The sequence below is a fragment of the Flavobacterium sp. HNIBRBA15423 genome (assembly GCF_052655965.1).
In genome coordinates, this window is record NZ_CP199751.1 from 1109671 (window position 1) to 1135637 (window position 25967).

Genomic DNA, 25967 nt, shown 5'->3' on the forward strand with positions numbered 1-25967 from the left:
AAAATTACATAATTTTTTGCTCTCATTGGAACATATCTGCTTTCATTCTTTTCAAATACAATAAAAGCTACTTTTAGAAGAAAATTAATGTATTTTTGCACTTTAATACCAATTTTTATACTTTTTTAGATTTTGGTTTTATGGTATTTCACACATTTGCAATTCATTTTGCAATTGAAATTGATTTTTGAAAATGGAAAATTTTAAAATGGTTGCCAAAACCTTATTTGGATTTGAAGAGTTATTGGCCAAAGAATTAATACAATTAGGAGCTCAAAAAGTAGAGCAAGGAACGCGTGTAGTAAGTTTTATTGGTGATAAAGGATTTATGTATAAAGCTAATTTGGCTTTGCGTACAGCTTTAAAAATCTTAAAACCTATAAAAACATTTAAGGCTTATAATGATAAGAGTTTGTATGAAGGAATTCAAAAAATAGATTGGTCAGATTATCTTACCGAATATAAAACATTTGTAGTAGAAACTACGCTGCATTCAGAGCATTTTAATCACAGTCAGTTCGTGGCTTTAAAAACTAAAGATGCTATTGTAGATCAATTTAGAGATAAAACAGGAAAACGACCAGATATTGATAAAGATTTTCCAGATTTACGCATTCATGTACATATCGATAGAGATTTAGTGACTGTTTCTTTAGATAGTTCTGGAGAATCGTTGCATAGAAGAGGTTATAAAACAGCTACTAATATTGCTCCTATAAATGAAGTTCTAGCAGCTGGAATGTTGTTGCTTTCTGGTTGGGATGGAACAACTCATTTCATTGATCCTATGTGTGGTAGTGGAACAGTACTAGCAGAAGCAGCTATGATTGCTTGTAATATTCCTGCGAATATAAATCGTAAAGAATTTGCATTTGAAAAATGGCAAGATTGGGATAGCGAGTTGTTTGATAAGGTTTTAGAATCTTTACTAAAGAAAACAAGAGAGTTTCATTACACGATTACAGGTTATGATAAAGCTCCAAGTGCTGTAACAAAAGCCAAAGATAATATTCGCAATGCAAATTTAGAGGAGTATATTTCTATTCGTCAAGCGAATTTCTTTGAAACAGAGAAAATGTCAGAAGGACCTTTGCACATGGTTTTCAATCCTCCTTATGGAGAACGTTTGGATATAGAAATGGAACGTTTTTACAGAGAAATAGGAGACACTATGAAGCAAAAATATCCAAATACAAATGTTTGGTTTATTACTGCAAATTTAGAAGCGTTGAAGTTTGTAGGTTTAAAACCAAGTCGAAAAATTAAACTGTTTAATGGAAAATTAGAAGCACGTTTTGTTAAATACGAAATGTATGCTGGAAGCAAACGAACAAAGTTTCAAGTTGAAAATGAAGATTAAAATATAGTGTTATGAGTAAAAAAACAAAAGCATTCTTATACAACCTATTTGGTTTTACGGTTTTTTATGTTCCAGCTTATTTATTGATAATGACTTTTACTACTTTAATAGGTTTTTGGATAGCTGGACCAGCTTTTATAGTTTCATTAGTACTTTCTCCAAAATTTCAATATATGAAAACTCATGAAGGAGAAAAAATATTTATGAAATGGATATTTGCAAAAGGAATTAGAGAGATTCATTAAGCTAAGCTATTAGATTCATTAAAAAATTTGTTGATTTGTATTTTTTACTGAATTGAACTCATTAAATGTTTTTATTTTGTTGTTTTTTAGGGATTTGTGTAATAAAGAATAGTTATTTTACATAATAGCTTGAACTTGTTTTTCTTTGAAAATTTTCTAAGAATTATAATTTTATTTATATTTGTATTACTCTGTACTTAATTGTATGCGACTAACTAAGATTATGAATACTAATTAATTAAGTTGAGTTCTATAATTAAAATTTCATAATGCATTACCTGCTAAATCATATTTTAAATTTGATTAGAGTTTAATAAATTAAACATAATAATTGAGTTCAAGTTTATAATATTAAATATTTAAAAATGAAAAATTCAATATTATTAATTTGTCTTTTATTATCTATTCTATCTTTTTCACAAGTGGGTATAGATAATATAACTCCAAAAGCAACACTTGATGTTACTGGTAAACCAGCAGTAACTACAGTTCCAGATGGAGTAATACCTCCTAGAATTACAAGGGCAGAACTTATTGATAAAACAGCCTATTCAACGGATCAACTTGGAGCTATTTTGTTTGTAACAGATTTAAGTGGTTCTACAAATGCTGCAACAGCTAATATTACAGAAATAGGTTATTATTATTTTGATGGTTCAAATTGGCAAAGAATTGCAGGTGAAAAAATTGCGGAATATGGTCAAATAATACATGCTCTTTGGAGTTCAGATTTTAACGGTTATGTAAAATTGGATGGTAGAGCAAAAACAAGTTTAACAGCCACCCAACAAGCTCAAGCTACTGCTTTGGGTATTGGAGCTAATTTGCCAATGGCTGACAATACACCGGAATATCTATATGCTAAGTTATCTTCAACAATACCTAATGGTGCTCAAACATTAACAGGTTTTACGGCTGTTGCTGGAAATATGACTATAAACGCGGGTGTAGTTACATTAAAAGCTAATAAACTTTACGAGATTGAGTGTATGATAGGCTCAATCGGGACTCCTGGATATTCCGCATTTGCTTTTTATGAATTGCAAAACGCTACAACTGGCGTAATTTTGCCATCTGCAAATATCGGATTTTTTGGGGATTCTCGTACCGTTAATTATGGAGATCTTGGGGATGTAGCCACGAAAGCCTTAATAAAACCAGCAGTTGACACGGATATAAGAGTAAGAATAACTTCCAGTACGACGACTGGTAATATTGACTCGGCTAAATCTTTTTTAAAAATTGTACAAATTGACTCTTTCGGTCAAAGCATTGGAACTACAGCTACCAATACATTCATTTATTTAGGAAAATAATATATGATGGAATCAAAGTAGAGAGTTGAATGTAGAATTACGGATGATTATAGAGGTCTAAAGTTTTCCTTAATTTAATTCTTTGTAAGCCTATATGATGGTTTTAATTTATTATTTTTTATATATACTTTGTTCTTATATAGTCTGTTAAATAGGAAAGATCTTGTAGGTAAAGTGGAATTTTGTATATCATAGGTTTTTCAGATGATTTGAAAAAAATATAACTTTGTGAAATTGGGAAGCATTTTTATGAAATTCATAATAAAACTTTGTTGTTGTATCATTTGTTTTCTCTTTACTACTTTAATAGGTTTTTGGATAGCTGGCCAGCTTTTATAGTTTCATTAGTACTTTCTCCAAAATTTCAATACATGAAAACTCGTGAAGGAGAAAAAATATTTATGAAATGGATATTTGCAAAAGGAGTTAGAGAAATAGAGTAGAATATTTTTAAATTAAATAGATATTTATTTAGTATAGAAGAAGAGGCTGCCCTTATTTTGGGACAGCCTCTTCTTTTATTATATTTTAATTCCTGGTGGAAGCATTTCTTGATATTTCCTATTTTTCCTAAAAAACTTGATTATTTTTAAATGAGTTGGAACAACTTTTAGTTTCCTTTCTTCAGCAATAGCTAATACATTTTTAATAAATTCTTCATGTAGTTCTTCGTCTGAATTTTCGTTTTCGCAAAATTTAGTTAAAAATATTTTACGCTCTTGTAACGAATATTCGATAGATACTAATCCTGTGTCAGTAATAATCTCAAATTGTCTTAATAACTCATTGTCTTTAATTTCCATCGGTTAATGCTTTAGATTTTAAATTTAACAATCAATAAAAAAATATTGACTGGTTAAAAAAATACAAGGCAAAGTTAACGATTTGATAATCAAATTCAAATTATTTTAACTTTTATGATTTTTTATTCTTAAAAGTTAAATAAGTACTGAAAAATGAAAGATTTATAGTACTTTTATACTTTGATTAAAGTTAATCTTCTTTACAATGTCTAGAATACCTGTTTACTTCATGCCTGGTTTAGCAGCAAGTCCTATCATATTTGAAAATATAAAATTACCTGAAGATGAATTTGAAATGTATTTTTTAGAATGGTTTGTTCCTAAAACAAAAGAAACCTTGGAAGAGTATGCACTAAGAATGACAAAAGAAATTAAACATGAAAATCCAGTTTTAATCGGAGTTTCTTTTGGAGGTATTTTAGTTCAGGAAATGTCAAAATGGATTAACACTAGAAAGATAATTATCATTTCCAGTGTTAAGACAAACAAAGAGATGCCAAGTCGAATGAAGATTGCTAAAAAAACTTTGGCTTATAAATTGATACCTACTAGTTTGTTATCAAATGTTGAAACTTTAGTTAAATATGCTTTTGGAGAAAATATAATTTCTAGTAGATTAAAGTTATATGAAAAATATTTGAGTGTGAGAGACAAAAAATATTTGGATTGGGCGATAGAAAGTGTAATTTTATGGTCTAGAGACAAAGCAGATGAGAATGTAATTCACATTCATGGTGACGCAGATGAAGTTTTTCCGATACAAAACATACAAAATGCTATCGTTGTAAAAGGAGGAACACATATTATGATTATTAATAAATACAAATGGCTTAATGAAAATTTGCCGAAAATTATTTACCTAACAGAAAAGAAATAAATTATGAAGAAGGATGTTATTAAAAGATTCGTATTAATTTGTGCTGTAATCGCAGTCAGTGCTTTATTTATTTATGCTACTAAAACTAATGTAGCACAAATAGCACATGTAGATTATCCTACACAAATGAATTTTGCACAAGAAGAAGTACCTACGTTTATGGCTGATGTGGAAGAACGATTAGATAGAGAAATGGTAACTAATATTAATTATCATACTAATACTACTTTGGTAATTAAAAGAGCCAACAAAGTATTTCCTATAATCGAACCCATTTTAGCTAAAAACGGAATTCCAGATGATTTCAAATATTTAGCAGTAATTGAAAGTAGTTTAGTAAATGCTGTTTCACCAGCAGGAGCAAGAGGTGTGTGGCAATTTATGCCTACAACGGCTAAAGAAAAAGGAATGGAAGTAAATGATTTTGTAGACGAGCGCTATGATTTAGAAAAATCGACAGAAGCTGCTTGTTCCTATTTAAAAGAAGCCTATTTGAAATTTGGCAATTGGACTTTAGCTGCTGCTTCCTATAATGGAGGAATGGCTGGAGTGCAACGTCAATTAGAATCTCAAAAGGTAAATAGCTATTATGATGTTTTATTAACCGAAGAAACGGCACGCTATGTTTACAGAATATTAGCTTTAAAAGAAATTATGAAAAACCCTCAAAAATACGGATTTGAAATACCAGCTCACGCTTTGTATTCTGAAATACCGGTGAAGAAAATTGAGGTTGATTCAACAGTTACAGATTTAGCAGATTTTGCTCTTTCGCAAGGAATTAATTATAAAATTTTAAAAATTCATAATCCTTGGTTAAGAGATAAATCATTGCCAAACAAATCAAAAAAGAAATATGAAATTGCAATACCTACAGCAGGTTATTCAAAAGAATAAGAAAGATTTTATAAAACAGAAAAAGCACTCATTGAGTGCTTTTTCTGTTTTATAAAAGAAAGAATTAGATTTTCTTCATTTGTTCTTTCATCATTTTTATTTGTTCTTTCAGCATACCATGTTTGTCTAGCTTTTTAGCTTCAGTCAATAAAGTATTAGCTTCCATTTTACGTCTTTTAGTCATAGCAATTCCGGCTAATTGTAATTTGGCTAGAGCCAAATCTTGATCCATTGATAAACCTAATTGGATTGCTTTTTTGAAAAATTTCTCTGCTTGGGTTAAATTCGTTTGAGAAACCATAATTCCATTTAAGTAATTATAGTAACCTTGTTGTTTCTTTACTAAAGCCCCTTCTGGACTCTTAATTTTGTCTAACCATTTTTTAGCACCATCCATATCTTGTTTTCTCAACTTTAAAAAAGCCAATAAAATCATTTCGTTTTTAAAATATAAGAAGATAAAAATGGTTGACAATAATATCAAGAAGATTCCATTTCCAATACTTCTCTCAATGATTTGATAAATTCCTAAAGCAATTAATAATCCTGCAATGATTAATTTAATATTTTTGTTGAACATAATTATTTTTTTAAGTGTTGCAAAGGTAATAAAATCAATTAAAAATATTTTTAAAAAAGTACTTGCTAATGAAAAAAGACTTTGTATATTTGCACTCGGTTTTACAGGAAGGTAAGCCAAGAGATAAAAAATTCGATTTATTTATAGATTTTAAAAATACAAGCAATGAGTAAGAGAACATTTCAACCATCAAAAAGAAAAAGAAGAAACAAGCACGGTTTCATGGATAGAATGGCTTCTGCAAACGGAAGAAAAGTGCTTGCTCGTAGAAGAGCTAAAGGAAGACACAAATTGACTGTTTCTAGCGAACCTAGACATAAAAAATAATGTTCCTTGCCAAGCAACAATATAAGGGTGTTACTATTTTTTAGTAACACCTTTTTTTTAATCTGTTCTTAAATTTTACTATTTTTTTGAAGCTCTTTACAACTGTTTGCTACAAATAAGATTCATCGAATACCTTAAAAATAGTAGAACAATGAGATAATCTTTTTATTTTTACAGAATAGTAAATAATAAAGGATAGCAAGACTAAATAATAAAAAGAATTTCCGCTACCATCTAGGTTAAGGTTAATTTTGAAAGACATAAATAGAGAATATATATAACTACACAACAACAATAACTACACAATGCCAAAAGACAATTCTATCAAATCGGTTTTAATTATAGGGTCAGGTCCTATTGTAATTGGTCAAGCGTGCGAATTCGATTATGCAGGTTCGCAATCGGCTCGTTCCTTAAAAGAAGAAGGTTTAGAAGTAATTCTTATTAATTCTAATCCAGCGACAATCATGACAGATCCAACTATGGCAGATCATGTTTACTTAAAACCTTTAACCACAAAATCTATTATTGAAATTTTAAAAGCACATCCACAAATTGATGCAGTTTTACCTACAATGGGAGGACAAACAGCTTTGAATTTGTGTATTGAAGCAGATGAAAAAGGAATTTGGAAAGATTTTGGTGTGAAATTAATTGGTGTTGACATCAATGCTATTAATATCACTGAAGATAGAGAACAATTCAAGCAACTTCTTGAACAATTAGGAGTAGGAGCAGCACCAGCAAAAACAGCTAATTCCTTTTTAAAAGGAAAAGAAATTGCGCAAGAATTTGGTTTTCCTTTAGTAATTAGACCTTCGTTTACACTTGGTGGAACAGGAGCAGCTTTTGTACATACTAAAGAAGAATTTGACGAAAAACTAACTTATGGTTTAGAAATGTCTCCTATTCACGAAGTGTTGATTGATAAAGCACTTTTGGGTTGGAAAGAATATGAATTAGAATTATTACGCGATAAAAACGACAATGTAGTCATTATCTGTACGATTGAAAATATGGATCCAATGGGAATTCATACTGGAGATAGTATTACTGTTGCACCAGCGATGACTTTATCTGATAAAACGTATCAAAAAATGCGAGATATGGCTATTCTAATGATGCGTGCCATTGGTAACTTTGCAGGTGGTTGTAATGTTCAGTTTGCCGTTTCACCAGATGAAAAAGAAGATATTGTAGCTATTGAGATTAATCCTCGTGTATCACGTTCTTCGGCTTTGGCATCAAAAGCAACAGGTTATCCTATTGCAAAAATTGCTACGAAATTAGCTTTGGGATACAACTTAGATGAATTACAAAATCAAATTACAAAATCAACTTCAGCTTTATTTGAGCCTACATTAGATTATGTAATTGTAAAAATACCAAGATGGAACTTCGATAAATTTGAAGGTTCTGATAGAACGTTAGGGCTTCAAATGAAATCTGTAGGTGAAGTTATGGGAATTGGACGTTCGTTCCAAGAAGCGCTTCATAAAGCTACTCAGTCATTGGAAATCAAAAGAAATGGGTTAGGAGCTGACGGAAAAGGATATAAGAACTACGAACAAATCATTGAGAAATTAACATTCGCAAGTTGGGACAGAGTTTTTGTCATTTATGATGCCATTGCCATGGGAATTCCATTGAGTAGAATACATGAGATTACTAAAATTGATATGTGGTTCTTAAAACAATATGAAGAATTATTCCATTTAGAGAAAGAAATTTCAAATTATAAAGTAGATACACTTCCTAGAGAATTGCTATTAGAAGGCAAACAAAAAGGATATGGTGATAGACAAATTGCACACATGATGGGTTGTTTGGAAAGCCAAGTTTATAAATTACGTCAAGAGCAAAAAATTAATAGAGTTTATAAATTAGTAGATACTTGTGCTGCCGAATTTAAAGCATTAACACCTTATTATTACTCTACATTTGAAGCTGAAATTGAAAAAGCAGATGGAACACGTTATGTTCATAATGAGAGTATTGTAACTGATAAAAAGAAAATAATTGTTTTAGGTTCTGGACCAAACAGAATAGGACAAGGAATCGAATTTGATTATTCTTGTGTACACGGAGTTTTGGCTGCAAAAGAATGTGGTTATGAAACCATCATGATTAACTGTAACCCAGAAACGGTTTCTACCGATTTTGATACGGCTGATAAATTATATTTTGAACCTGTTTTTTGGGAACATATTTATGATATTATCCAACATGAAAAACCGGAAGGCGTTATTGTGCAATTAGGTGGACAAACCGCGTTGAAATTAGCAGAAAAATTATCGAAACATGGTGTAAAAATCATTGGAACTTCTTTTGATGCTTTAGATTTAGCAGAAGACAGAGGTCGTTTCTCCGATTTATTGACCGAATTAAAAATACCATTTCCACAATTTGGAATTGCTGAAAGTGCGGAAGAGGCATCTGCTTTAGCTGATGTTTTGGATTTTCCATTATTAGTTCGTCCTTCTTATGTGTTAGGTGGACAAGGAATGAAAATTGTAATTAACAAGCAAGAACTCGAAGAACACGTAATTGATTTACTAAAATCGATTCCAGGAAATAAATTGTTATTAGACCATTATTTAGATGGTGCCATTGAAGCTGAAGCTGATGCTATTTGCGATGGAGAAAATGTGTACATTATTGGAATTATGGAACACATAGAACCTTGTGGCGTGCATTCTGGAGATAGTAATGCTACTTTGCCTCCTTTTAACTTAGGAGAATTTGTAATGCAACAAATAAAAGACCACACTAAGAAAATTGCCATTGCATTGAAAACAGTAGGTTTAATTAATATACAATTTGCAATTAAAGATGATACGGTGTATATCATTGAAGCCAACCCAAGAGCTTCTCGTACCGTTCCTTTTATTGCAAAAGCGTACCAAGAGCCTTATGTGAATTATGCAACTAAAGTAATGTTAGGAGTAAACAAAGTAACCGACTTTACTTTTAACCCACAATTAAAAGGCTATGCAATTAAGCAACCAGTGTTCTCGTTTAGCAAGTTCAAAAACGTAAACAAAGCCTTAGGACCAGAAATGAAATCGACTGGAGAAAGCATCTTGTTTATAGATGACTTAAAAGACGACCAGTTCTATGAGTTGTATTCAAGAAGAAAAATGTATTTGAGTAAATAGAAATAGAAATCCCAATCGAGAGATTGGGATTTTTTTGGTTTAATTTAAAACTTACTATCAACTTCAATATCTCTAATTAATCCATTAAGTAAATTTTCAAATGTTTCATTTGGAGTTTGTCCTCCACTCAAATTGTAGATTAAACTTTTTACATTGAATTTACAATATGTTCCTTTTCGAGGATTATAAAGTCCAGCATATTTCCAATTTTTATTTTCACTTACTTGTTTTAATGCAAGGTAAATAAACAATTGTTTTATGTCGCTGGATTTAAAATTTCTATTTACTGTTTTAATCTCATATAAAGTATCATCTATTGATAAATCAGCTGTTAAATCAGGAATAAAACTATATCCTTTTAATTTTGGTTTAAATTCAATTTCATTTTTTTTGATTAATTCTATAAACTCTAATGTATTGCTACAAATTTTGCGAATTTCTGCAAGTTCATTTTTGTCTAATTTTAAATCAGCTATAGTATAATTGCCAGTTGTCCATATTGATTTAGCTGTTTCAGATATAATTTTGTTAAATATCTTAATATTGGAAATTATTTCATCAACAGTTTTTTTTTCAGCAATTGATATTTCTAACAAATTGAATGATGTTTCTGCAACAATATCATATCTAATATTTTCTCCAGGTGGTATTGGTTCTTTGTTTATTTTTCTTATTTGGGCTTCATTAAAAACTCTCATGAAACTAGGGGTCATTAATGGTAAATTTTGTTTCCAAATAGCACTAAATTTTTCAGATATATCTCTTTCACTAATCATACAAGTATTGGTTTATTAGATTGTTTTCTATCTGAACACCAATCTCTAATTAATAATTCTTCATTACTAAGTAAATTTTTATTACTTTTTCTCCAATGTGTTCCTTCATCTCCAAGACAATATGAAGAGTAAATAAAAGCTCTTCTTTCCCAAGTTGTCAAAGAAGTAAACTGATTTTTTATATCTACGAGCCAATAGTGACTTTCCCAATTTGTCATTGCTATAATAATTTGTCTTTTTAGAAAATGGTTAGTTTCAGTATCAAACAACCTAACAAAAAGTTCTTCTTTTTGATGAGAATGACGAATGGAAAGAATTTGGACTATATAATTTAAGTTTAATTCAATTTTAGTTAGATAGCTTTCAGAATGAAATAATTCAAGAAGAGATTTGTCAACAATATCTTTTCCTTCCTCAGTGAGTTCTTCATATATAGTTCTAACTGATCTCATTATTGTTGTAAAAACTGGTGAGAGAGTCATTAAATTATCTTGATGTAAAAGTATTTTAACTGCTTGTATTTGATTTTCATCTGTTAAAACTTTTATTGAATTAATTGCTTGTTTAGTAACAGTTTGATCAATTTTAGTTTTGTTGACCTCTCTAGAAAGTATTCCAATTATATCAATCTGTCTAACAGCATCTTTCAAAGATTCGTAATCTTCAACAGCAGTTGCAGAATAAGGATCAAAACGAATAGATATATTTAGTAATTTTTGTTCTTCCTCAGAGATTTCGTCATCAGCTGGTTTAGGGTCAAGAAACTGATGAATTTCTCTATATTCTAATGATGACATTATTTTAGTCTTACCTTTTTGTAAACCAAGCTGATCATTTGCCAATTTTTCTGATAATAATACAAGAATCTTATATGCTTCTGATTCGGAGTTGCAAAAGATTGTGTAGTCGTCAGCATATCTACAAAAAACGATACCTCTTGATTTTAAGTGGAAATCAGTATGATTAAGAGCAAGCTCTGCAAGAATTCTAGATGCAGGACCTCCAACTGGAAGACCATAAGAAATGGTTCCAGAAAAAACACTTAATAATTTTATTATTCTTTTAGGAATATCTGTGTTTGGTTCTACACGTTTTAATTCATTTTCTAATTTATGATGATTTATTCTAGGATAAAAGTTTGAAATGTCAGTTTGTAATACAACATCAAAATCTTTTGAATATTCAATGCATTGTTTCTTATAACTTATCCAAGTAGTATCTTTAAAAAGAGATCCTTTTTCATCATTCCATTCATAGCGATAAGAAAATACTTTTTTATCATCTTCTTTTATTCTTGTTTTTTCAATTTTTTCAGCTAAAGAAATTATTAGACCTAAAAAATAGGCATTCCAAAAAGGTTCTATCATAGTTGCCTGTCTAAAACCATAATATCCTACAGGACTCAATTTTACAAGAGTTAATGGTGGTGATTCACTAATTGCATTTTCTAAATTACTATGAAATTTTTCTAAAATATTTAATGTTTCATCAAATTTCTCTTCAAATAGATATCTTTCAAATGGGAATGGAAATATGTCAGTGTCTCCATGCTTAATTATATTTGTCAATGCTTTTTTAAAATATTTTCTCATAATTAAAATTTTATTGAATTAAGGATAACTATTAAAATGAGTAATAATAAAAAGTATTTATTTAAATTTAAAAACTATCCCTTCTTTACAAACATAATATTTCCATTTCACACTCACAATACGTATTTATACGTATTTTTCATAGTTTTTACTACGTATTTTTACGTAGTTTTGAGATTTTGGCTTCTTTTTTAGTAAAAATAGGAAGAAGGTTTTGGTGTTTTTTACAGGAAAACGTAGTTTTTAAAAATTATATTTTTTTAATTTTCTTCTAAATGTAATGTCAGCTGTATATTCATCAGCATAAATAATTTCATTTTCAGGAGTTTTTATGGTTAATCCTTTTTCGTAGCCTTCCATTTCAAGCTCTTTTAAAATCCAATCATACTGAAATTCAGATTTATTGACTCCTAATTCAATCTCATATCGAATTAGTTTGTCATTTATATTTGGTTTGGATGCAATAAAATTAAGAGATAGCATCTTGAAATCAATATTGTTTTGATAAAAATATTTTCCAATCAAATAGGATATATTTTCATCTAAAGTTTCGTCAAGATTACTTATGCCGTGATAAGTTATTACAATTTGCATTGGAAATTCAATTAATAGTTTCATTTTTTAGTTTAAAACTTTCATTTTTTAAAGCTTATAAAAAAGCTGTTAGTATTAAAATTCCTAAAAATAATGGTTAGTAGTTTTTTATGGATTATGTTTTTCCTTTTTTAATTTACTTTCTATCCAATCATGAAAGTAAATTAGTATTCCAATTCCAAAATGGTAAATAATTAAAATTTTTCCAAACCATTCTGTTGAATTACTTGAATATAGTATAAATAATCCAGTAAAAATATGATATGCTGTAAGTACAAAAAGAGAAATATTAGATCGTCGTGTTAGAATTAACATTATGAAAATTAGTTGAAATGATAGTCTCCCTATTTGAGAAGGTAGTCTTTGAGTTCCTATTTTGTTATAGACTAATACTATTAAAATTAGCTCGATAATCAAACTTAGAATGATTACTGAAATCAAAACTGGTCTATCTTTCATTTTGCTTTGTGTTTTTTAGAAAAATCAAATAAGAAATAAGAATTGTAATAAATATAAAAATTGTTCCATAGATTATTAAATTTATCCACATGAAAATATCATGAAGACCAGGAGCAATTATACTTAATAATGATTCAGCCGATAGAACCAATAGAGTTGATAATAGTATAAATAATAGAATGTGAATACTAATTATTTTTCGTTTATACATTTTAACTATTAAGGAATTATCTTTTCAGTAAGAGTTGTTCTTAATTTCTTACTGTTTAAATTTTAAGTTTTTATATAAAAATATTGTCTTCAATATCAGAATCTGACATTTTTTCAATTTTTATATTTTTATAGCCAATTTCTTCTGTTAATATCCAAACATATGTATTTGGCATTCTGCAATCGGTAGGTACTTTTTCTCTTTCAACCATTAATAAATTACCTCCTTCCATAAATCCAATTCCATACCCAACGTGAATATGAATCTTGTTTGGATATAAACTTCCAAAAACAATGCCTCTTATTTTCCATTTTATATTCAAATTTAGTTTAAAATTAGAGAATAATTAGTGATTTTTTGTTACCAAATCTAAACTTTATATTTTACATTAACAATATATATTTTTACGTAGTTTTGAGATTTTGTCTTCTTTTTTTTGTAAAAATAGGGAGAAGGTTTTTGTGTTTTTTACGGGAAAACGTAACTTTTTAAGAATATTTCTTTTTCAGTAGACGAGTTCTCGATACATTTTTTATTCCATTTCATTCCATAAAAGACACTCGAACTGACGAAGTGCTAGTTACAAGAATTTTCTCTACATCATCCACGTCACTTCGAGTGCGAAGCGTATCGAGAAGTTTTTGTTTAAGATATAAAGTTGAATTAGGCAAAAGTTTATAGCAATAAAAATGCTACAACTTCTTGCAATTCCATAATTTTGTAATGCATTACGTAATTCAATTTCACAATCACATACTATGAGCAACATATTTTCTGAAAACAACCAAATTGGAAGGGTATCGAGTTTTGAGGAACTAGTACAAACAGATTTTAAGGGAGAAAAGAATGCTTTATGTTGGGACAGAAATTTGGAAGGTGATTTTAAAGAGATAGTAACGCAATTGCAATTAAAAGAAGATGTAACAGAAATTTATCCTGAAGATTTATTGGCACTCCAACTATCAGAAAAAGGAAATGTTGCAAGAGCCATTATTTTAAATGATTTTCAATTATTATCGGATTACGGAGCTTCCCCAACACTTAATTTACTAAAATGTTACGAACGAGATGATGTCTTTGATTTCATAGCTACAGATGTGTATTCCTATCATGTTGACCGTTCGCCCATTGCTACAGATACTTTTTTATGTACGTATTATGGAGCAGCAAGTGAGATTATTTCCAATGCACAAGCACAACAAAAAATTCTAATTCCAGAAATTCGCGCAAAACTTAAAGAGTTATATGATGGTCCAGCGGATGAGTTTGACAATTTTTTAAGAGACAATTATTTTGATTTGCATTATGAGGTACAATCTAATGCTGTGCCAATTGTTTTAGGACTAGGACACCTTTGTCGCTTGGCTGTAGATCATCCAGAACAGCAGGTGTTGCCTTGTATTCACAGAGCACCAAAGGAAAATGAGGGTGAATATCGTTTGTTGTTGATTTGCTAAAAAAAAATATAATCGAGAAGTTTTTGTTTCTAGTAGACACGAGTTCTCGATACATTTTTTATTCCATTTCATTCCATAAAAAACACTCGAACTGACGGAGTGCTCATTACAAAAAATTTTCGCTACACAATCCACGTCACTTCGAGTGCGTAGCGTATCGAGAAGTTTTGTTCTCAGTTGAGGAGTTCTCGATATATTTTTATTTCATTCCATAAAAAACACTCGAACTGACGGAGTGCTCATTACAAAAAATTTTCGCTACATAATCCACGTCACTTCGAGTGCGTAGCGTATCGAGAAGTTTTTGTTTGAATCGTTAAGGAATTAAGTTTAAGTATGAGTGAACTTAATACTCTTAATTTTTTTATTGTTTAAAATTTAAAACATTTCTCTTTCTATAGCTTTTCTATCAAATCTATTAATTTGTCCTTAGTTATAGGTTTAATGATATAATCTGAAACTTCATTGATGGATTTTGCCCTAGTAATGTCGTCCTGAGAAATAGAAGAAGAACAGATGTAAATGGTAATCTTTTTTCCTAACGAAGGGTTAATTTTAGTGAATTCTTCAAGGAACTGCCAACCGTTCATTATGGGCATACTAAGGTCTAAAAGGATAATTTCAGGTAAAACGTCAACATTGTTTTTGTTTTCTTTCAAAAAATTTATTGCGTCTAAACCATTTCCGAAAACTTTTATTAGATCAACTAGTTTAGTTTGTTCAATGGTTTTTTTTGTTAGGAAAACGAAGACATCATCGTCATCAACGAGTGCTAGATTTTTTATTTGGGTCATATATTTTGGGTTTTAAATTCTATGAAAAAGGTACTTCCTATCTCAGGTTGGCTCTCAGCCCAAATTTTTCCATTCATGGCTTCCACTTGGGTTTTTGTCATAAACAAACCAAATCCTTTTGCATCGGGATGTTTGTGAAATGTTTTACGAATTTTAAAAATTTGATCCTTATGTAATACTAAATCGATACCCAATCCATTATCGGATACTGATAATACTACTGTGTTTTTTGCTTCTTTTTTAGTTTTTATTGTAATTATGGGCTTCTTGTTTGGAGATCTGTATTTAAGAGCATTACTTATTAAATTTGATAAAATACTTTCCATATATTTTTGAGGAAAATAGATTGTAGCCGCTTCATTTAAGTCGATTTGAATAGTTGCCTCATATTCTTGAATTTGAGTTTCAAAACCTCTTAAAACCTTTTCTAAACAATCTTTTAAAACGATAGGGTCTGATTTTACTTCTGTGTCTTGTTTTACTTGTATCGATTCTACCAATTCATTGAAAACATCCATTAAATGATTGACTACTGGTTTTATTTTTGTTAGTACTTCTTTGCGTTCTATTTCATCTTCGCTTTGTTCAAGATAATCCACTAACATAGAGATATTTATTAATGGTGCTCTTAAATTATGGGAAACAATATTGCAGAAATCAACAAGTTGAGTGTTTTTTAATTCCAATATTTGTGCGTGTTCAATAGCTTTTATATTGCTTTTCTTGATTTGTTTTTCTCCTTCTTTTCGTTCTGTAATATCTGATCTAATGGCAACATATTGGTAGGGTTTACCAGCCTGATTTAAAAAGGGAACAATCGTAGTGTCTACCCAATAAGTAGAACCGTCTTTTGCTCTGTTTTTTAGTTCACCTTTCCAAACTTCACCATTGGCAATGGTTCTCCAAAGTTCTTTAATAAATTCTTTTGAGTGATATCCTGAGTTTATAATGCGATGATCTTGTCCAATTAGTTCTTCGGTGGAATATTTTGATATTTTACAAAAGTTGGCATTTACGTGAGTAATAATTCCTTTTTGGTCAGTAATAGCAACAATAGCCGATTCGTCAAGTGCATATTTATAATCAGAAATTTCTTTTAATATTTTTTTTAGTTCTTCTTCTCCATTTTTTCTTTCGGTAATATCTGATCTAATAGCAACATATTGGTAGGGTTTACCAGCCTGATTTAAAAAAGGAACAATCGTAGTGTCTACCCAATAAGTAGAACCGTCTTTTGCTCTATTTTTTAGTTCTCCTCTCCATACTTTACCATTGGCAATAGTTTTCCAAAGTTTCTTAATAAATTCTTTCGAGTGATATCCTGAATTTATGATACGATGATCTTGTCCAATTAATTCTTTAATGGAATATTTTGATATTTTGCAAAAGTTAGCATTTACGTGAGTTATAATTCCTTTTTGATCTGTAATGGCAACAATAGCCGATTCGTCAAGCGCATACTTATAATCAGAAATTTCTTTTAGGATTTTTTTAAGTTCTTCTTCTCCCTTTTTTCTATCTGTTATATCGGAACGAATGGCAACATACTGATAAGGTTTGTTATCCGCATTTAAAAAGGGTACAATAGTGGTGTCGACCCAATAAACAGTTCCATCTTTTGCTTTATTTTTCAGTTCACCTTTCCATACTTTGCCATTAGCAATAGTGGTCCAAAGTTCTTTAATAAATTCTTTTGGGTGATATCCTGAATTTATGATACGATGATCTTGTCCGATTAACTCCTCAGCTGTATATTTTGAAATATTACAGAAATTATCATTTACATAATTGATGATTCCTTTTTGGTCGGTAATAGCAATAATTGATGACTCATCGAGAGCATACTTATAGTCTGCTATTTTCTCCATGACAATTATATTTAGCATTAATTAGTTTACAGGTAAACCAAAATTAGTTGTAACATTCCTTTGTCTTGAAGCATTGACTATATAGTATGTTTTGCTTGTGACAGTTAGGTAAATTTAAGACAAAAGTTTGCAAATTCAAAACTCTTTTTAAATTTTAGAAGAAAATTCGGTAAAAAAAAATGAGTTATGTTGTTGTTATAAAAGGAGGTTAGTCTCTTTTTTTGTTGTGTTTCTCTTCACAAAAAGCACTCCTTGTAGATTGGTCTTGTAGTAACTTATAAAATTTAGAATGTAAATCTTATCAAGAATTTTTTATAATTCTTTCAATGCTTTTTGAATTTGTTGTTCGTAAAAGCTTAGGTTTTTCAATTGCATATTTAGTTTTTCTTGAACTCTTTCGTTATTTTTTTCAATGTCTCTCAACGCTTGCGAACGATAAATGGTAGCTAAATCTTTATGGTTTTTACTTTTTTCTAAATAATTTGCAAGATGCAAAACAGCTTTAGCTGCTTCGTATTTTTTTGAAATTCGTTTTATTTTGTTTTCCAAGGCATTTTGTTTGTGAGTGTTTACAATTAGTTCTTCTTCCCAAAATTTTTGTTTAGCAGCTGTTTGCTCTTTTAGAGTTTTAACTGAAAGTTTTGTATTTAAAGTAGCTTCTTGAATATAAGATAACATTTCTGCAAGTTGAATAGTAGCTTTACTTGGTAAACTTCTTTTCCCTAATTCAAATAGCGAATATTGACTACGAGTTACTTGTAATAGCATGGCCATATCATCTTGTGTAATTCCAAAATAGTCTCTTAATGCTTTTTCTTCTTTATTTTTTTTCATAGCTGTAGCAATTTTTAATTTTTTTTTATTTTGCTACAATTTATGTAGCATTTTTTTTAAAATAAAATTTTTGCTACACTTTTTGTAGCAATTTCTAATTTTGGTTAAAATTGCTACAAAGAATGGTTTAAATAAAAGGTTGCTTATTTTCGGAACATCAATTTCTATTCAGCAATGATTCTTTCAGAAAGGTTCTTTTTTTGAGCAACAGTTTGTCCTTCCATAATATTGGCGAAAATATGAATAAAATCATCTTTTGTCTTTTCGATATTGTAATAATTCTGCAATTAATTCTTCTAAATTTACTGAAGCGACCGCTATTCGTTTATCGGCCGCACCATAATAAATATATAATATATCATCAAAAAGAGATGTTCCTGTTGGGAAAACAACATTATCTACATAGCCTGAACATTCCCATGGTAATTCGGGTTTAAACAAGGCATAAGGTAATCGGGCTATTTCTTTTTTTGGATTTTCCAAATCGAGCAATGCAGCACAAGCGCAATATACTTTGCCTTCGGCTGTATCATGAACACCGTGATATATAAGAAGCCATCCCGCTTTTGTTTCAATTGGAGGACAACCACCACCTATATATTTCATTTCATGTTCATATTTTGAAGTCATCAAAATATGTTCATTAAGATGTAGCAAATAGTCTTTCCAGAATTCTTTTGTTAGTTCTTTGAGATTTTTTACAGAAGCAATTTGAATATCAGGCCTTATTCGATGTAAAAAGGTAAATTTATCTTTGATAGTTCTGGGAAAAAAAATTAGATTTTTGTTCCAAAGTAGCCTTTTTTTATTTGAATTATTTTTAATGTTTTCATAAATATAAAAGCGTTTATATTTTTCATTTAAATCTTTATCGTATTCTGTTAACAGGCTAAATTCTTCATAAGATAGTCGAGGAACAATTACGCCTTGTTTTTCAAAGTGAATTAGGTCTGAAGAAGTGGCAAAAGACCCTAATGCATTTACTCCATCATGAGCGCAATAGGTTAAATAATAAATATTGTCGATTTTTACTATTCTTGGATCTTCAATTCCATGAACTTCATCATCTGTAGTTGGAATGATTAGAGGTTCTTTTTTTCGCTCCACCACTTTTAAAGGACCTTCTAATTTGGCATAACCAATAGTTGAATAATTACCTTTTCGAACAGCTCGATAGAGTACATGAACTGTATTTCCTTCTTGAATAATAGCAGGATTTAATACTCCATCATTTTCAAAATCCAGATTGGTTTTTGAAAGAATAATACCTTCTCTTTTGATTGTAATCATTTTTTATTTTATTTTAGTTAAAGAGGCATCTTTATGATTCAAGAGAAATTTAAAGGCTAGTTTTGAAAATGATTTTTTACAAAAGCTTCCTTTTCATTGTCTGTCATTTTATCTGAAGTTTCAATGTCAATTTGTATGTCTTTAAAATGTAAATCTTCCTTTAAGTAATTATGTAGTTCTGTTTTGGCATTTGTTGGGCCAAATAATAATACATGATTATACTTCAAAATTTCGTTAGCAATTTCTTTGTAATAAGCTTCTTGCATTTGTTGACGTTTGTTATGCATACTTTTTTCGCTTCTAGTCAATATTTCTTCTTTTGTACTAAAAGTAAATTCTGATGTTATAGAGTGACTTGTTTTTTTGGAATCTAAATCAATTAAATTAGCGTTAGCATGATCCATCCAAATACCTAATTTTTTTTGTGTTTCCATTTTATTGTTATTTAAAAGTGTTTGTAATTATTTTAATAAGACCTTTTTTTATATTTTGATTTTTTCTTTGTACTTATTCCAAATAGAAGATAAATTGGACAAAAACTAAAAAGACTTGTGCTTATTAAAATACCTAATACTACTAGTAAAATCAAGGCTAAAGTACCTGTGATAAAATTAGTAAGGTATAATACGGTGATAATTATGGCTAGACCAAATCTGATAATTTGGTCCGCTAATCCCATGTTTTTTTTCATATATGTAGAGTTTATTTGTTATAAGGTTATAAGTCATTTACTTAAGAGTGTTGATTATTCAGAACTTGTATCTAGTAAATGAAATACTGGCTTTATTCTTTATAGCAATCCATTGCTAAGTTCTTTACATAACAGATGTCAAGTGTTTTGAAAACTTTGTATTCTGCTTCTTCTTTCTATTCAATTTCATTGGTCACAGTTACTCGTAATTTTCAACATTATGTAGTATAGATTTTCATTTGATTATATCTCGAATGTCTTTTTATGATTCTACATTATTTTCATCTTGACTATTTTTGCACAAAAAATATCCATTTACTATACAAAGATGAGAATTTAATAGTCGAATCTGTTACATAATTAGTTAATAGAATTACATGATTTTAAGGTAGAAGAGTGAAAGTATAACCTTTTTGAAGGTTTATGTTTCTTATTTTTATAAAAAGAGGAATTGGACCTGATTTTTTTAAACTCAGTGGAGATAAGTCTAATATAACGGATAAGATGTTAGGTTTAACTCTTCGTATATAATAAGAAAAGACCTCATTTGTCAAACCATATACTTATGCCAAATCAAATGCACGAGCAAAATATAATAGTAAGAAAACCTATAAAACTAAAAACAGCATCAAAAACGTTTTTGATGCTGTTTAATTTATTTTGTCTATAATCTGTATCGATGATTATTTAGTACTAGACACTATTTTTTAGAAATTAATTAAAATCCGTTTACGATAGCTAAGAAATCGTCAGCTTTTAGAGAAGCACCACCTATTAAACCACCATCTACGTCTGGTTTTGAGAAAATTTCTTTTGCATTGTCTGGTTTTACACTTCCTCCATATAAAATAGAAAGATTGTCTGCAATGTCATTACCATAAACTTTTGCTACTAAATTTCTAATGAATAAGTGCATTTCTTGTGCTTGTTCTGGAGATGCTGTTTCACCAGTTCCAATTGCCCAAACTGGTTCGTATGCTAAAACAATGTTTGTCCAATCCTTTTTTTCTAAGTGAAAAAGTCCGTCTCTTAATTGGTATTCTACTATATTAAAATGATTGTCTATTTGACGGTCTTTTAATTCTTCACCAAAACAAAAGATGATACGCATATCGTGTTTTAAAGCAGTATCTACTTTATTGGCTAATAAGGCATCTGTTTCATGAAAATAAGCACGTCTTTCACTATGACCTAAGATAACGGTTTTTACATTAATGTCTGTTAACATAGAAGCAGCAATTTCTCCTGTAAATGCACCACCTTCAGCTTGATGCATGTTTTGTGCAGCTACTGTAATTCCTTTTCCTGTTACTTTATCTGCTGCTGCTTTTAAGTTTACATAAGTAGGAGCAACTATGATTTCTGTAGTTGTATCTTGTTTTTTTAATACTATTTCATCAAGTAAAGCTAAGGTTTCTGTATGTGTTTTGTGCATTTTCCAGTTTCCTGCAACAATATTTTTTCTCATTATTGTAAAGATTTTAGAGTTTCTATTAGTTTGTTATCGTCTGCTTCAATTACTTTAAATAAAGCTATTTTTCCTTCTTTATCGATGACCATATATCTTGGAATCCAATCCAGTTTGATTGATTTACCAAAAACACCTTTCATTCCATCTGATGTAAGATAATGTTCTCCTTTTACTTCATATTTTGCAATACCTTTTATCCAAGCATCATAATTTTTGTCCATAGAAATGAATAAATAAGTGGCTTCTGGGAATTGTTCTTGTAATGTTTTTACTTTTGGCATTCCTTTTATACAATCGGAACACCATGATGCCCAAACATCTATAACTACTGTTTGACCTTTGTATTTATTTATAATTTCTTGAAAGGTAATGGATTCATTATCTGTTGTTGTCATTACATTTTCTAAAGCTTCTTTTTTAAATTCAGTATCTTGTGCATTGGATGAACAAGAGGTAATGAATAATGCTAAACTGAATAGCGCAATTATTTTTTTCATTTTTGTTTTTTTTTGTGTTTCAAAATTACGTTTTCTATTTTGTATCTTTCTTAATTAAAAGTGAAAAGCAGTTATTTGTTAGCCAACTAACTTTTTCTAATTTGAGTACTAATATATAGCTATTTGGTAAGATTTACTAACTGTATTTCCGCATAAATTATCATTATTTGTATCATCATTATGTCTACTACTATAAAATCATTATACTTTGCATAACAATTCCATTGTTTAAGTTTTTTTCCTCTATGTAGGTCTATTTTTAAAATATAATCTACAACAGATTCACAGCTGAATAAAAGAAAAGTAAATAGAAAGATTACCTTTTTTAAATGATTAATTTACTTTAAAACTACTTTTTCAATATCATTATAATGTACTTTTTGAACAATAGTTCCTTTTTCTAAAACTACAATTCCTGGATTTGCTCTAACAATTGTTTTTAAAGTAGTTGGATCGCAAAAATAATAGTCAAAAGTTAGACCAAATTCCTTTTTAAAAGCTTCAGAAATTGAAAGATCTGAGGCTGTTAATCCGATTACTAAATAGTTTTTTGCTGCTGCTTTTTTATTCAATTCTTCTAATTTTTTCATCCCTTTTTCTTTCGATTTATTCAAATCGTAAGAAATTAAAAGGATAACTTTTGGTTCTTCTAAAATACTTTCTACATAATTAGAACCATCTTTTTCTATGCTAAAATCGTGAATAGGAGGTATGTATCCTTCTTTGATTACTTTATCTTTTCGATCTATAAATTCTGCTCCTTCTGGTACTTTATTTGCCATAACATCAGCATAAGGAATCTCAGTTTCTACACCATTTACTTTGTAAATGAAAACCATTTCGTATTCGCTTTTTGGAGCTCCTTCTGGTATTTCCATACCTTTCTGGATGTTATTTCCTACTTTATAGGCTCTAAAATCTTTTAATGGTAAGTGTTGTAATACATAAAATGCCATAAACAAACACAGCGAATAAGAAGCAAAAACGGTTAAATTAAGTGCCGTTTTTCCATATAATGGTTTGATGAATTTTTGATTGAAGAAAAGAATTAAAATGAATACTGTTAATACTAAATCTTTAATGAAAGATTCAAAAGGGGTTAATTTTAAAGCATCTCCAAAGCATCCACAATCTTTTACTTTATCAAAATACCAAGAATAGAAGGTTAAAAAAGTAAAGAATACTATCATTGCAAGTAAACTCCACACAGTAAATTTGGTTTTAAAACCAATGAGTAGCATGACTCCTAAAACTACTTCAAAAATTACTACAAAACAGGCAATGATTAATGCGTAAGGAATTAGGAATTCCATGTTTAAAACATTGGCACTAAAATATTCTTCTAACTTATATGAAAATCCTAAAGGGTCGTTTAGTTTTATTAACCCTGAAATGATAAATAAAAATCCAACTAATATTCTTGCAGCTTGTGTGGTTATATTTCTAAAGTTCATTTTTTTAAATATTTAATGTTGTTGTAAGAGTTTAAGGTCGTTTAAATCATATTGTTCTTGATATATCCTCATTATCATCAGTACACTAGAATTATATAGCTATACTTAATATTTCAATCTAGATATTCTAATCTGCTTTTCCTAAATGGATTAATGCAAAAACAGAATAGTTAATCATGTCTTGGTAATTTGCATCAATACCTTCTGAAACTAAGGTTTTTCCTTGGTTATTTTCTATTTGTTTTACTCGAAGGAGTTTTTGTAAAATTAAATCGGTTAGGCTACTCACACGCATGTCTCTCCAAGCTTCTCCATAATCGTGATTTTTATCTTCCATTAACTTTTTAGTTAATGCTATTTTTTCATCATATAATTGAACCGCTTGATCATACGTTAAATCAGGTTGAGTAGCAATACCTTTATCAATTTGTACCAATGCCATGATACAATAGTTAATAATTCCTATAAATTCGGAAGTTTCATCTTCATCAATTTTACGAACTTCATTTTCTTGTAACCCACGAATACGCTGTGCTTTTATGAAAATTTGATCGGTCAAAGATGGTAAACGTAATATTCTCCAAGCCGTACCATAATCTTTTGTCTTTTTGGTAAATAAATCGCGACAAATTGTAATTACTGCATCATATTGTTGTGAAGTATTCTTCATTTATTTGGTATATTTGTATGAATTTTTTTCAAAAATAAAGAATATAGTATTAAGATTGAAGTATTAAGTATAAAGATTTTTAGATTTTAAACTATCAATAATAAACCATACCCTTTTTATGACAATTAACTGTAAAGGTAATTTAATTGATTTATCTATTCCTAAAGTTATGGGAATCTTAAATACCACACCTGATTCTTTTTTTGATGGTGGTAAATATAAAGAGGAAACAATTCTTTTAAATCAGGTTGAAAAAATGCTAACGGATGGAGCTACTTTTATTGATATTGGTGCTTATTCTTCAAAGCCAGGAGCCAACTTTGTTTCTGAAGAAGAAGAATTAAACCGATTGCTTCCTGTAATAGAATTGGTTTTAACAAAATTTCCAGAAACGATACTTTCAATAGATACTTTTAGAAGTCATGTTGCTGAAAAAGCGATAGAAAATGGAGCAGCTATAGTAAATGATATTTCTGCTGGAATGCTAGATGAAAAGATGTTAGAAACCATTGCTCGATTGCAAATTCCTTATATTATGATGCACATGAAAGGTAATCCAAAAACGATGCAGTCCTTAGCTAATTATGAAGATGTTGTTAAAGAAATGATGTTTTATTTTTCAGAGCGAATTCAGAAGGCAAGAAGTTTTGGTTTAAATGACATTATTATTGATCCTGGTTTTGGTTTTGCAAAAACATTGGAAAACAATTATGAAGTGCTTCAAAAATTAGAGTACTTTAGTTTTTTAGAATTACCTATCCTTGTTGGCGTTTCTAGAAAGTCCATGATCTATAAATTATTGGAATGTACACCAAATGAGGCTTTGAATGGAACAACAGTTTTAAATGTTCTCGCTTTGCAAAAAGGAGCTTCAATTTTAAGAGTTCATGACGTGAAAGAAGCTATTGAATGTGTGAAATTGATAGAAATGAGTAAAAAAATATAAAGAATTTAAAAATTAAAAAAATACAAAATGAAGTTAAATATAAAAGGTTTATTGGTTGCTGTTTTAGTATTATCAATTTTATATTCTTGTAAAAAAGAAGATGTATTATTGCCTCAAGCGGGTGTTTCTGTAATAAAAACTATAGAAGACCATTCTCCTATATATATGTTTTATGAAGCAAATGATAAGGAGACTTTGGTTGAAGTGAATGCTAAAAACAGTATAAGTACAACGAACTGGATTTTTAATATTGATAAACGTTTGTCATTAGGGTTATTAATTCCTGAAATAAAAGCATTACAAGCTAAGAAAAAAAGGTCGAGTCATAAGAATGATGAAGCTATGAATGTGTTCTCTTATTCAGACAGTATTACAAAAAGTTTAGCTTTTTTACCTTTTACTGATGTGCAATATAAGTATGATAAAGATTTTTCAAAGTTTTATATTAAAGAACATGGCGATTTATACATTGATTATTACAATCTAACAGTTAATTTTAATGTGGACAATGCCATAACAGTTGATGGTAATGAAGTGGAACGAGAAGAATTTATAGCATATATAAAAGATTTTGCTGATTTTATGAGTAACGGTAAAACAACTATTATTCATTTGAATTTTGATAAACGTTTGTCTTATGGTGAATATATCCAAGATAAAGTTTTAGCATGGCAATTAACGTCAGATCAAATTCAATTGTCTTCTTATGAATTTATTTATGATGAAGAACAATTACCTGAATGCGGTTGTACATTATAATTAAAAAAGGGTGTCAATTTAATTTTGATACCCTTTTTTAA

The 25967-nt window shown here is 29.3% G+C and carries 27 protein-coding genes; 10 read left to right on the plus strand and 17 right to left on the minus strand.

From position 1 onward, the window contains the following. The first annotated feature begins 193 nt into the window (after positions 1 to 193). From ACULEV_RS05040 to ACULEV_RS05050, 3 genes are all read left to right on the plus strand, one after another. Positions 194 to 1360, plus strand: a complete 1167-nt coding sequence (locus ACULEV_RS05040) for a THUMP domain-containing class I SAM-dependent RNA methyltransferase (protein WP_445457580.1) — start codon at positions 194 to 196, stop codon at positions 1358 to 1360. Between the two features lie 11 nt (positions 1361 to 1371). Continuing rightward, positions 1372 to 1605, plus strand: coding sequence for a hypothetical protein (locus tag ACULEV_RS05045; protein WP_445457581.1), 234 nt, complete (start codon positions 1372 to 1374; stop codon positions 1603 to 1605). Positions 1606 to 1970: 365 nt separating this feature from the next. Then, positions 1971 to 2921 carry a hypothetical protein gene (locus tag ACULEV_RS05050; RefSeq protein WP_445457582.1) on the plus strand — a complete coding sequence of 317 codons (951 nt, stop codon included), beginning with the start codon at positions 1971 to 1973 and terminating at the stop codon, positions 2919 to 2921. A 521-nt stretch (positions 2922 to 3442) separates the two neighbouring features. On the opposite strand, the gene ACULEV_RS05055 is transcribed toward ACULEV_RS05050, so the two are convergent. Continuing rightward, on the minus strand, positions 3443 to 3724 hold the full coding sequence (locus ACULEV_RS05055) for a GNAT family N-acetyltransferase (protein ID WP_445457583.1): 282 nt from the start codon (positions 3722 to 3724) through the stop codon (positions 3443 to 3445). A 205-nt stretch (positions 3725 to 3929) separates the two neighbouring features. Here ACULEV_RS05055 and ACULEV_RS05060 point away from each other — a divergent pair, with 205 nt between their 5' ends. Continuing rightward, on the plus strand, positions 3930 to 4601 hold the full coding sequence (locus ACULEV_RS05060) for an alpha/beta hydrolase (RefSeq protein WP_445457584.1): 672 nt from the start codon (positions 3930 to 3932) through the stop codon (positions 4599 to 4601). A gap of 3 nt (positions 4602 to 4604) precedes the next feature. Next, complete coding sequence (locus tag ACULEV_RS05065) at positions 4605 to 5498, plus strand: lytic transglycosylase domain-containing protein (RefSeq protein ID WP_445457585.1); 894 nt, start codon at positions 4605 to 4607, stop codon at positions 5496 to 5498. A 64-nt stretch (positions 5499 to 5562) separates the two neighbouring features. Here ACULEV_RS05065 and ACULEV_RS05070 read toward each other — a convergent pair whose 3' ends face one another. Further along, the gene (locus ACULEV_RS05070) at positions 5563 to 6078 is read right to left on the minus strand and encodes a DUF2892 domain-containing protein (RefSeq protein ID WP_445457586.1); all 516 of its coding nucleotides are present in this window, start codon (positions 6076 to 6078) and stop codon (positions 5563 to 5565) included. Between the two features lie 165 nt (positions 6079 to 6243). Between ACULEV_RS05070 and rpmH the strand changes: the two genes are divergently transcribed. Together rpmH and carB are read left to right on the plus strand one after the other, a co-directional pair. Next, on the plus strand, positions 6244 to 6405 hold the full coding sequence (gene rpmH, locus ACULEV_RS05075; RefSeq protein WP_008464848.1) for a 50S ribosomal protein L34: 162 nt from the start codon (positions 6244 to 6246) through the stop codon (positions 6403 to 6405). A gap of 305 nt (positions 6406 to 6710) precedes the next feature. Further along, positions 6711 to 9563 (plus strand): carbamoyl-phosphate synthase large subunit, encoded by a 2853-nt coding sequence (carB, locus tag ACULEV_RS05080; RefSeq protein WP_445457587.1) that lies wholly within the window; start codon positions 6711 to 6713, stop codon positions 9561 to 9563. 44 nt (positions 9564 to 9607) lie between these two features. Here the strand turns inward: carB and ACULEV_RS05085 are convergent, their stop codons facing one another. The 5 genes from ACULEV_RS05085 to ACULEV_RS05105 form a co-directional block, all read right to left on the minus strand. Continuing rightward, positions 9608 to 10339 carry a hypothetical protein gene (locus ACULEV_RS05085; protein ID WP_445457588.1) on the minus strand — a complete coding sequence of 244 codons (732 nt, stop codon included), beginning with the start codon at positions 10337 to 10339 and terminating at the stop codon, positions 9608 to 9610. Next, on the minus strand, positions 10336 to 11931 hold the full coding sequence (locus ACULEV_RS05090) for an RNA-directed DNA polymerase (protein WP_445457589.1): 1596 nt from the start codon (positions 11929 to 11931) through the stop codon (positions 10336 to 10338). Before ACULEV_RS05090 ends, ACULEV_RS05085 begins: the two co-directional genes overlap by 4 nt. A gap of 243 nt (positions 11932 to 12174) precedes the next feature. Then, entirely contained in the window at positions 12175 to 12549 is a 375-nt protein-coding gene (locus ACULEV_RS05095; protein ID WP_445457590.1) for a hypothetical protein, read from the minus strand. An 84-nt stretch (positions 12550 to 12633) separates the two neighbouring features. Further along, positions 12634 to 12984 (minus strand): hypothetical protein, encoded by a 351-nt coding sequence (locus tag ACULEV_RS05100; protein WP_445457591.1) that lies wholly within the window; start codon positions 12982 to 12984, stop codon positions 12634 to 12636. 281 nt (positions 12985 to 13265) lie between these two features. Then, positions 13266 to 13517: a hypothetical protein gene (locus ACULEV_RS05105; protein WP_445457592.1), complete on the minus strand. Its 252-nt coding sequence runs from the start codon at positions 13515 to 13517 to the stop codon at positions 13266 to 13268. Between the two features lie 436 nt (positions 13518 to 13953). Between ACULEV_RS05105 and ACULEV_RS05110 the strand changes: the two genes are divergently transcribed. Next, a complete protein-coding gene (locus ACULEV_RS05110) occupies positions 13954 to 14652 on the plus strand; it encodes a DUF1826 domain-containing protein (RefSeq protein WP_445457593.1) in 699 nt (232 codons plus the stop codon). Between the two features lie 395 nt (positions 14653 to 15047). On the opposite strand, the gene ACULEV_RS05115 is transcribed toward ACULEV_RS05110, so the two are convergent. From ACULEV_RS05115 to ACULEV_RS05160, 10 genes are all read right to left on the minus strand, one after another. Next, positions 15048 to 15446, minus strand: coding sequence for a response regulator (locus ACULEV_RS05115; protein ID WP_445457594.1), 399 nt, complete (start codon positions 15444 to 15446; stop codon positions 15048 to 15050). After that, entirely contained in the window at positions 15443 to 17314 is a 1872-nt protein-coding gene (locus ACULEV_RS05120) for a PAS domain S-box protein (protein WP_445457595.1), read from the minus strand. Before ACULEV_RS05120 ends, ACULEV_RS05115 begins: the two co-directional genes overlap by 4 nt. Positions 17315 to 17626: 312 nt before the next feature. Further along, complete coding sequence (locus tag ACULEV_RS05125; protein ID WP_445457596.1) at positions 17627 to 18148, minus strand: helix-turn-helix domain-containing protein; 522 nt, start codon at positions 18146 to 18148, stop codon at positions 17627 to 17629. 249 nt (positions 18149 to 18397) lie between these two features. Further along, a complete protein-coding gene (locus tag ACULEV_RS05130) occupies positions 18398 to 19438 on the minus strand; it encodes a glycoside hydrolase family 130 protein (RefSeq protein ID WP_445457597.1) in 1041 nt (346 codons plus the stop codon). Between the two features lie 56 nt (positions 19439 to 19494). Further along, entirely contained in the window at positions 19495 to 19872 is a 378-nt protein-coding gene (locus ACULEV_RS05135; protein ID WP_445457598.1) for a hypothetical protein, read from the minus strand. A 32-nt stretch (positions 19873 to 19904) separates the two neighbouring features. Continuing rightward, positions 19905 to 20129: a YgaP family membrane protein gene (locus ACULEV_RS05140; protein ID WP_445457599.1), complete on the minus strand. Its 225-nt coding sequence runs from the start codon at positions 20127 to 20129 to the stop codon at positions 19905 to 19907. A 718-nt stretch (positions 20130 to 20847) separates the two neighbouring features. Further along, positions 20848 to 21597, minus strand: a complete 750-nt coding sequence (gene tpiA, locus ACULEV_RS05145) for a triose-phosphate isomerase (protein ID WP_445457600.1) — start codon at positions 21595 to 21597, stop codon at positions 20848 to 20850. Next, positions 21597 to 22097, minus strand: coding sequence for a TlpA family protein disulfide reductase (locus ACULEV_RS05150; RefSeq protein ID WP_445457601.1), 501 nt, complete (start codon positions 22095 to 22097; stop codon positions 21597 to 21599). Before ACULEV_RS05150 ends, tpiA begins: the two co-directional genes overlap by 1 nt. Before the next feature lie 338 nt (positions 22098 to 22435). Beyond that, positions 22436 to 23551: a BT_3928 family protein gene (locus ACULEV_RS05155; RefSeq protein WP_445457602.1), complete on the minus strand. Its 1116-nt coding sequence runs from the start codon at positions 23549 to 23551 to the stop codon at positions 22436 to 22438. Between the two features lie 127 nt (positions 23552 to 23678). Next, complete coding sequence (locus ACULEV_RS05160; RefSeq protein WP_445457603.1) at positions 23679 to 24221, minus strand: DUF1599 domain-containing protein; 543 nt, start codon at positions 24219 to 24221, stop codon at positions 23679 to 23681. A 118-nt stretch (positions 24222 to 24339) separates the two neighbouring features. Here ACULEV_RS05160 and folP point away from each other — a divergent pair, with 118 nt between their 5' ends. Together folP and ACULEV_RS05170 are read left to right on the plus strand one after the other, a co-directional pair. Beyond that, positions 24340 to 25167, plus strand: a complete 828-nt coding sequence (folP, locus tag ACULEV_RS05165) for a dihydropteroate synthase (protein ID WP_445457604.1) — start codon at positions 24340 to 24342, stop codon at positions 25165 to 25167. Positions 25168 to 25194: 27 nt separating this feature from the next. Continuing rightward, the gene (locus ACULEV_RS05170) at positions 25195 to 25926 is read left to right on the plus strand and encodes a hypothetical protein (protein ID WP_445457605.1); all 732 of its coding nucleotides are present in this window, start codon (positions 25195 to 25197) and stop codon (positions 25924 to 25926) included. Positions 25927 to 25967: the final 41 nt, after the last annotated feature.

Excerpts from the sequence above, each read along its gene's own strand:
- ACULEV_RS05040 (WP_445457580.1), top strand. The coding sequence starts at position 194 with ATGGAAAATTTTAAAATGGTTGCCAAAACCTTATTTGGATTTGAAGAG.
- ACULEV_RS05045 (WP_445457581.1), top strand. The coding sequence starts at position 1,372 with ATGAGTAAAAAAACAAAAGCATTCTTATACAACCTATTTGGTTTTACG.
- ACULEV_RS05050 (WP_445457582.1), top strand. The coding sequence starts at position 1,971 with ATGAAAAATTCAATATTATTAATTTGTCTTTTATTATCTATTCTATCT.
- ACULEV_RS05055 (WP_445457583.1), bottom strand. The coding sequence starts at position 3,724 with ATGGAAATTAAAGACAATGAGTTATTAAGACAATTTGAGATTATTACT.
- ACULEV_RS05060 (WP_445457584.1), top strand. The coding sequence starts at position 3,930 with ATGTCTAGAATACCTGTTTACTTCATGCCTGGTTTAGCAGCAAGTCCT.
- ACULEV_RS05065 (WP_445457585.1), top strand. The coding sequence starts at position 4,605 with ATGAAGAAGGATGTTATTAAAAGATTCGTATTAATTTGTGCTGTAATC.
- ACULEV_RS05070 (WP_445457586.1), bottom strand. The coding sequence starts at position 6,078 with ATGTTCAACAAAAATATTAAATTAATCATTGCAGGATTATTAATTGCT.
- rpmH (WP_008464848.1), top strand. The coding sequence starts at position 6,244 with ATGAGTAAGAGAACATTTCAACCATCAAAAAGAAAAAGAAGAAACAAG.
- carB (WP_445457587.1), top strand. The coding sequence starts at position 6,711 with ATGCCAAAAGACAATTCTATCAAATCGGTTTTAATTATAGGGTCAGGT.
- ACULEV_RS05085 (WP_445457588.1), bottom strand. The coding sequence starts at position 10,339 with ATGATTAGTGAAAGAGATATATCTGAAAAATTTAGTGCTATTTGGAAA.
- ACULEV_RS05090 (WP_445457589.1), bottom strand. The coding sequence starts at position 11,931 with ATGAGAAAATATTTTAAAAAAGCATTGACAAATATAATTAAGCATGGA.
- ACULEV_RS05095 (WP_445457590.1), bottom strand. The coding sequence starts at position 12,549 with ATGAAACTATTAATTGAATTTCCAATGCAAATTGTAATAACTTATCAC.
- ACULEV_RS05100 (WP_445457591.1), bottom strand. The coding sequence starts at position 12,984 with ATGAAAGATAGACCAGTTTTGATTTCAGTAATCATTCTAAGTTTGATT.
- ACULEV_RS05110 (WP_445457593.1), top strand. The coding sequence starts at position 13,954 with ATGAGCAACATATTTTCTGAAAACAACCAAATTGGAAGGGTATCGAGT.
- ACULEV_RS05115 (WP_445457594.1), bottom strand. The coding sequence starts at position 15,446 with ATGACCCAAATAAAAAATCTAGCACTCGTTGATGACGATGATGTCTTC.
- ACULEV_RS05120 (WP_445457595.1), bottom strand. The coding sequence starts at position 17,314 with ATGGAGAAAATAGCAGACTATAAGTATGCTCTCGATGAGTCATCAATT.
- ACULEV_RS05125 (WP_445457596.1), bottom strand. The coding sequence starts at position 18,148 with ATGAAAAAAAATAAAGAAGAAAAAGCATTAAGAGACTATTTTGGAATT.
- ACULEV_RS05130 (WP_445457597.1), bottom strand. The coding sequence starts at position 19,438 with ATGATTACAATCAAAAGAGAAGGTATTATTCTTTCAAAAACCAATCTG.
- ACULEV_RS05135 (WP_445457598.1), bottom strand. The coding sequence starts at position 19,872 with ATGGAAACACAAAAAAAATTAGGTATTTGGATGGATCATGCTAACGCT.
- ACULEV_RS05140 (WP_445457599.1), bottom strand. The coding sequence starts at position 20,129 with ATGAAAAAAAACATGGGATTAGCGGACCAAATTATCAGATTTGGTCTA.
- tpiA (WP_445457600.1), bottom strand. The coding sequence starts at position 21,597 with ATGAGAAAAAATATTGTTGCAGGAAACTGGAAAATGCACAAAACACAT.
- ACULEV_RS05150 (WP_445457601.1), bottom strand. The coding sequence starts at position 22,097 with ATGAAAAAAATAATTGCGCTATTCAGTTTAGCATTATTCATTACCTCT.
- ACULEV_RS05155 (WP_445457602.1), bottom strand. The coding sequence starts at position 23,551 with ATGAACTTTAGAAATATAACCACACAAGCTGCAAGAATATTAGTTGGA.
- ACULEV_RS05160 (WP_445457603.1), bottom strand. The coding sequence starts at position 24,221 with ATGAAGAATACTTCACAACAATATGATGCAGTAATTACAATTTGTCGC.
- folP (WP_445457604.1), top strand. The coding sequence starts at position 24,340 with ATGACAATTAACTGTAAAGGTAATTTAATTGATTTATCTATTCCTAAA.
- ACULEV_RS05170 (WP_445457605.1), top strand. The coding sequence starts at position 25,195 with ATGAAGTTAAATATAAAAGGTTTATTGGTTGCTGTTTTAGTATTATCA.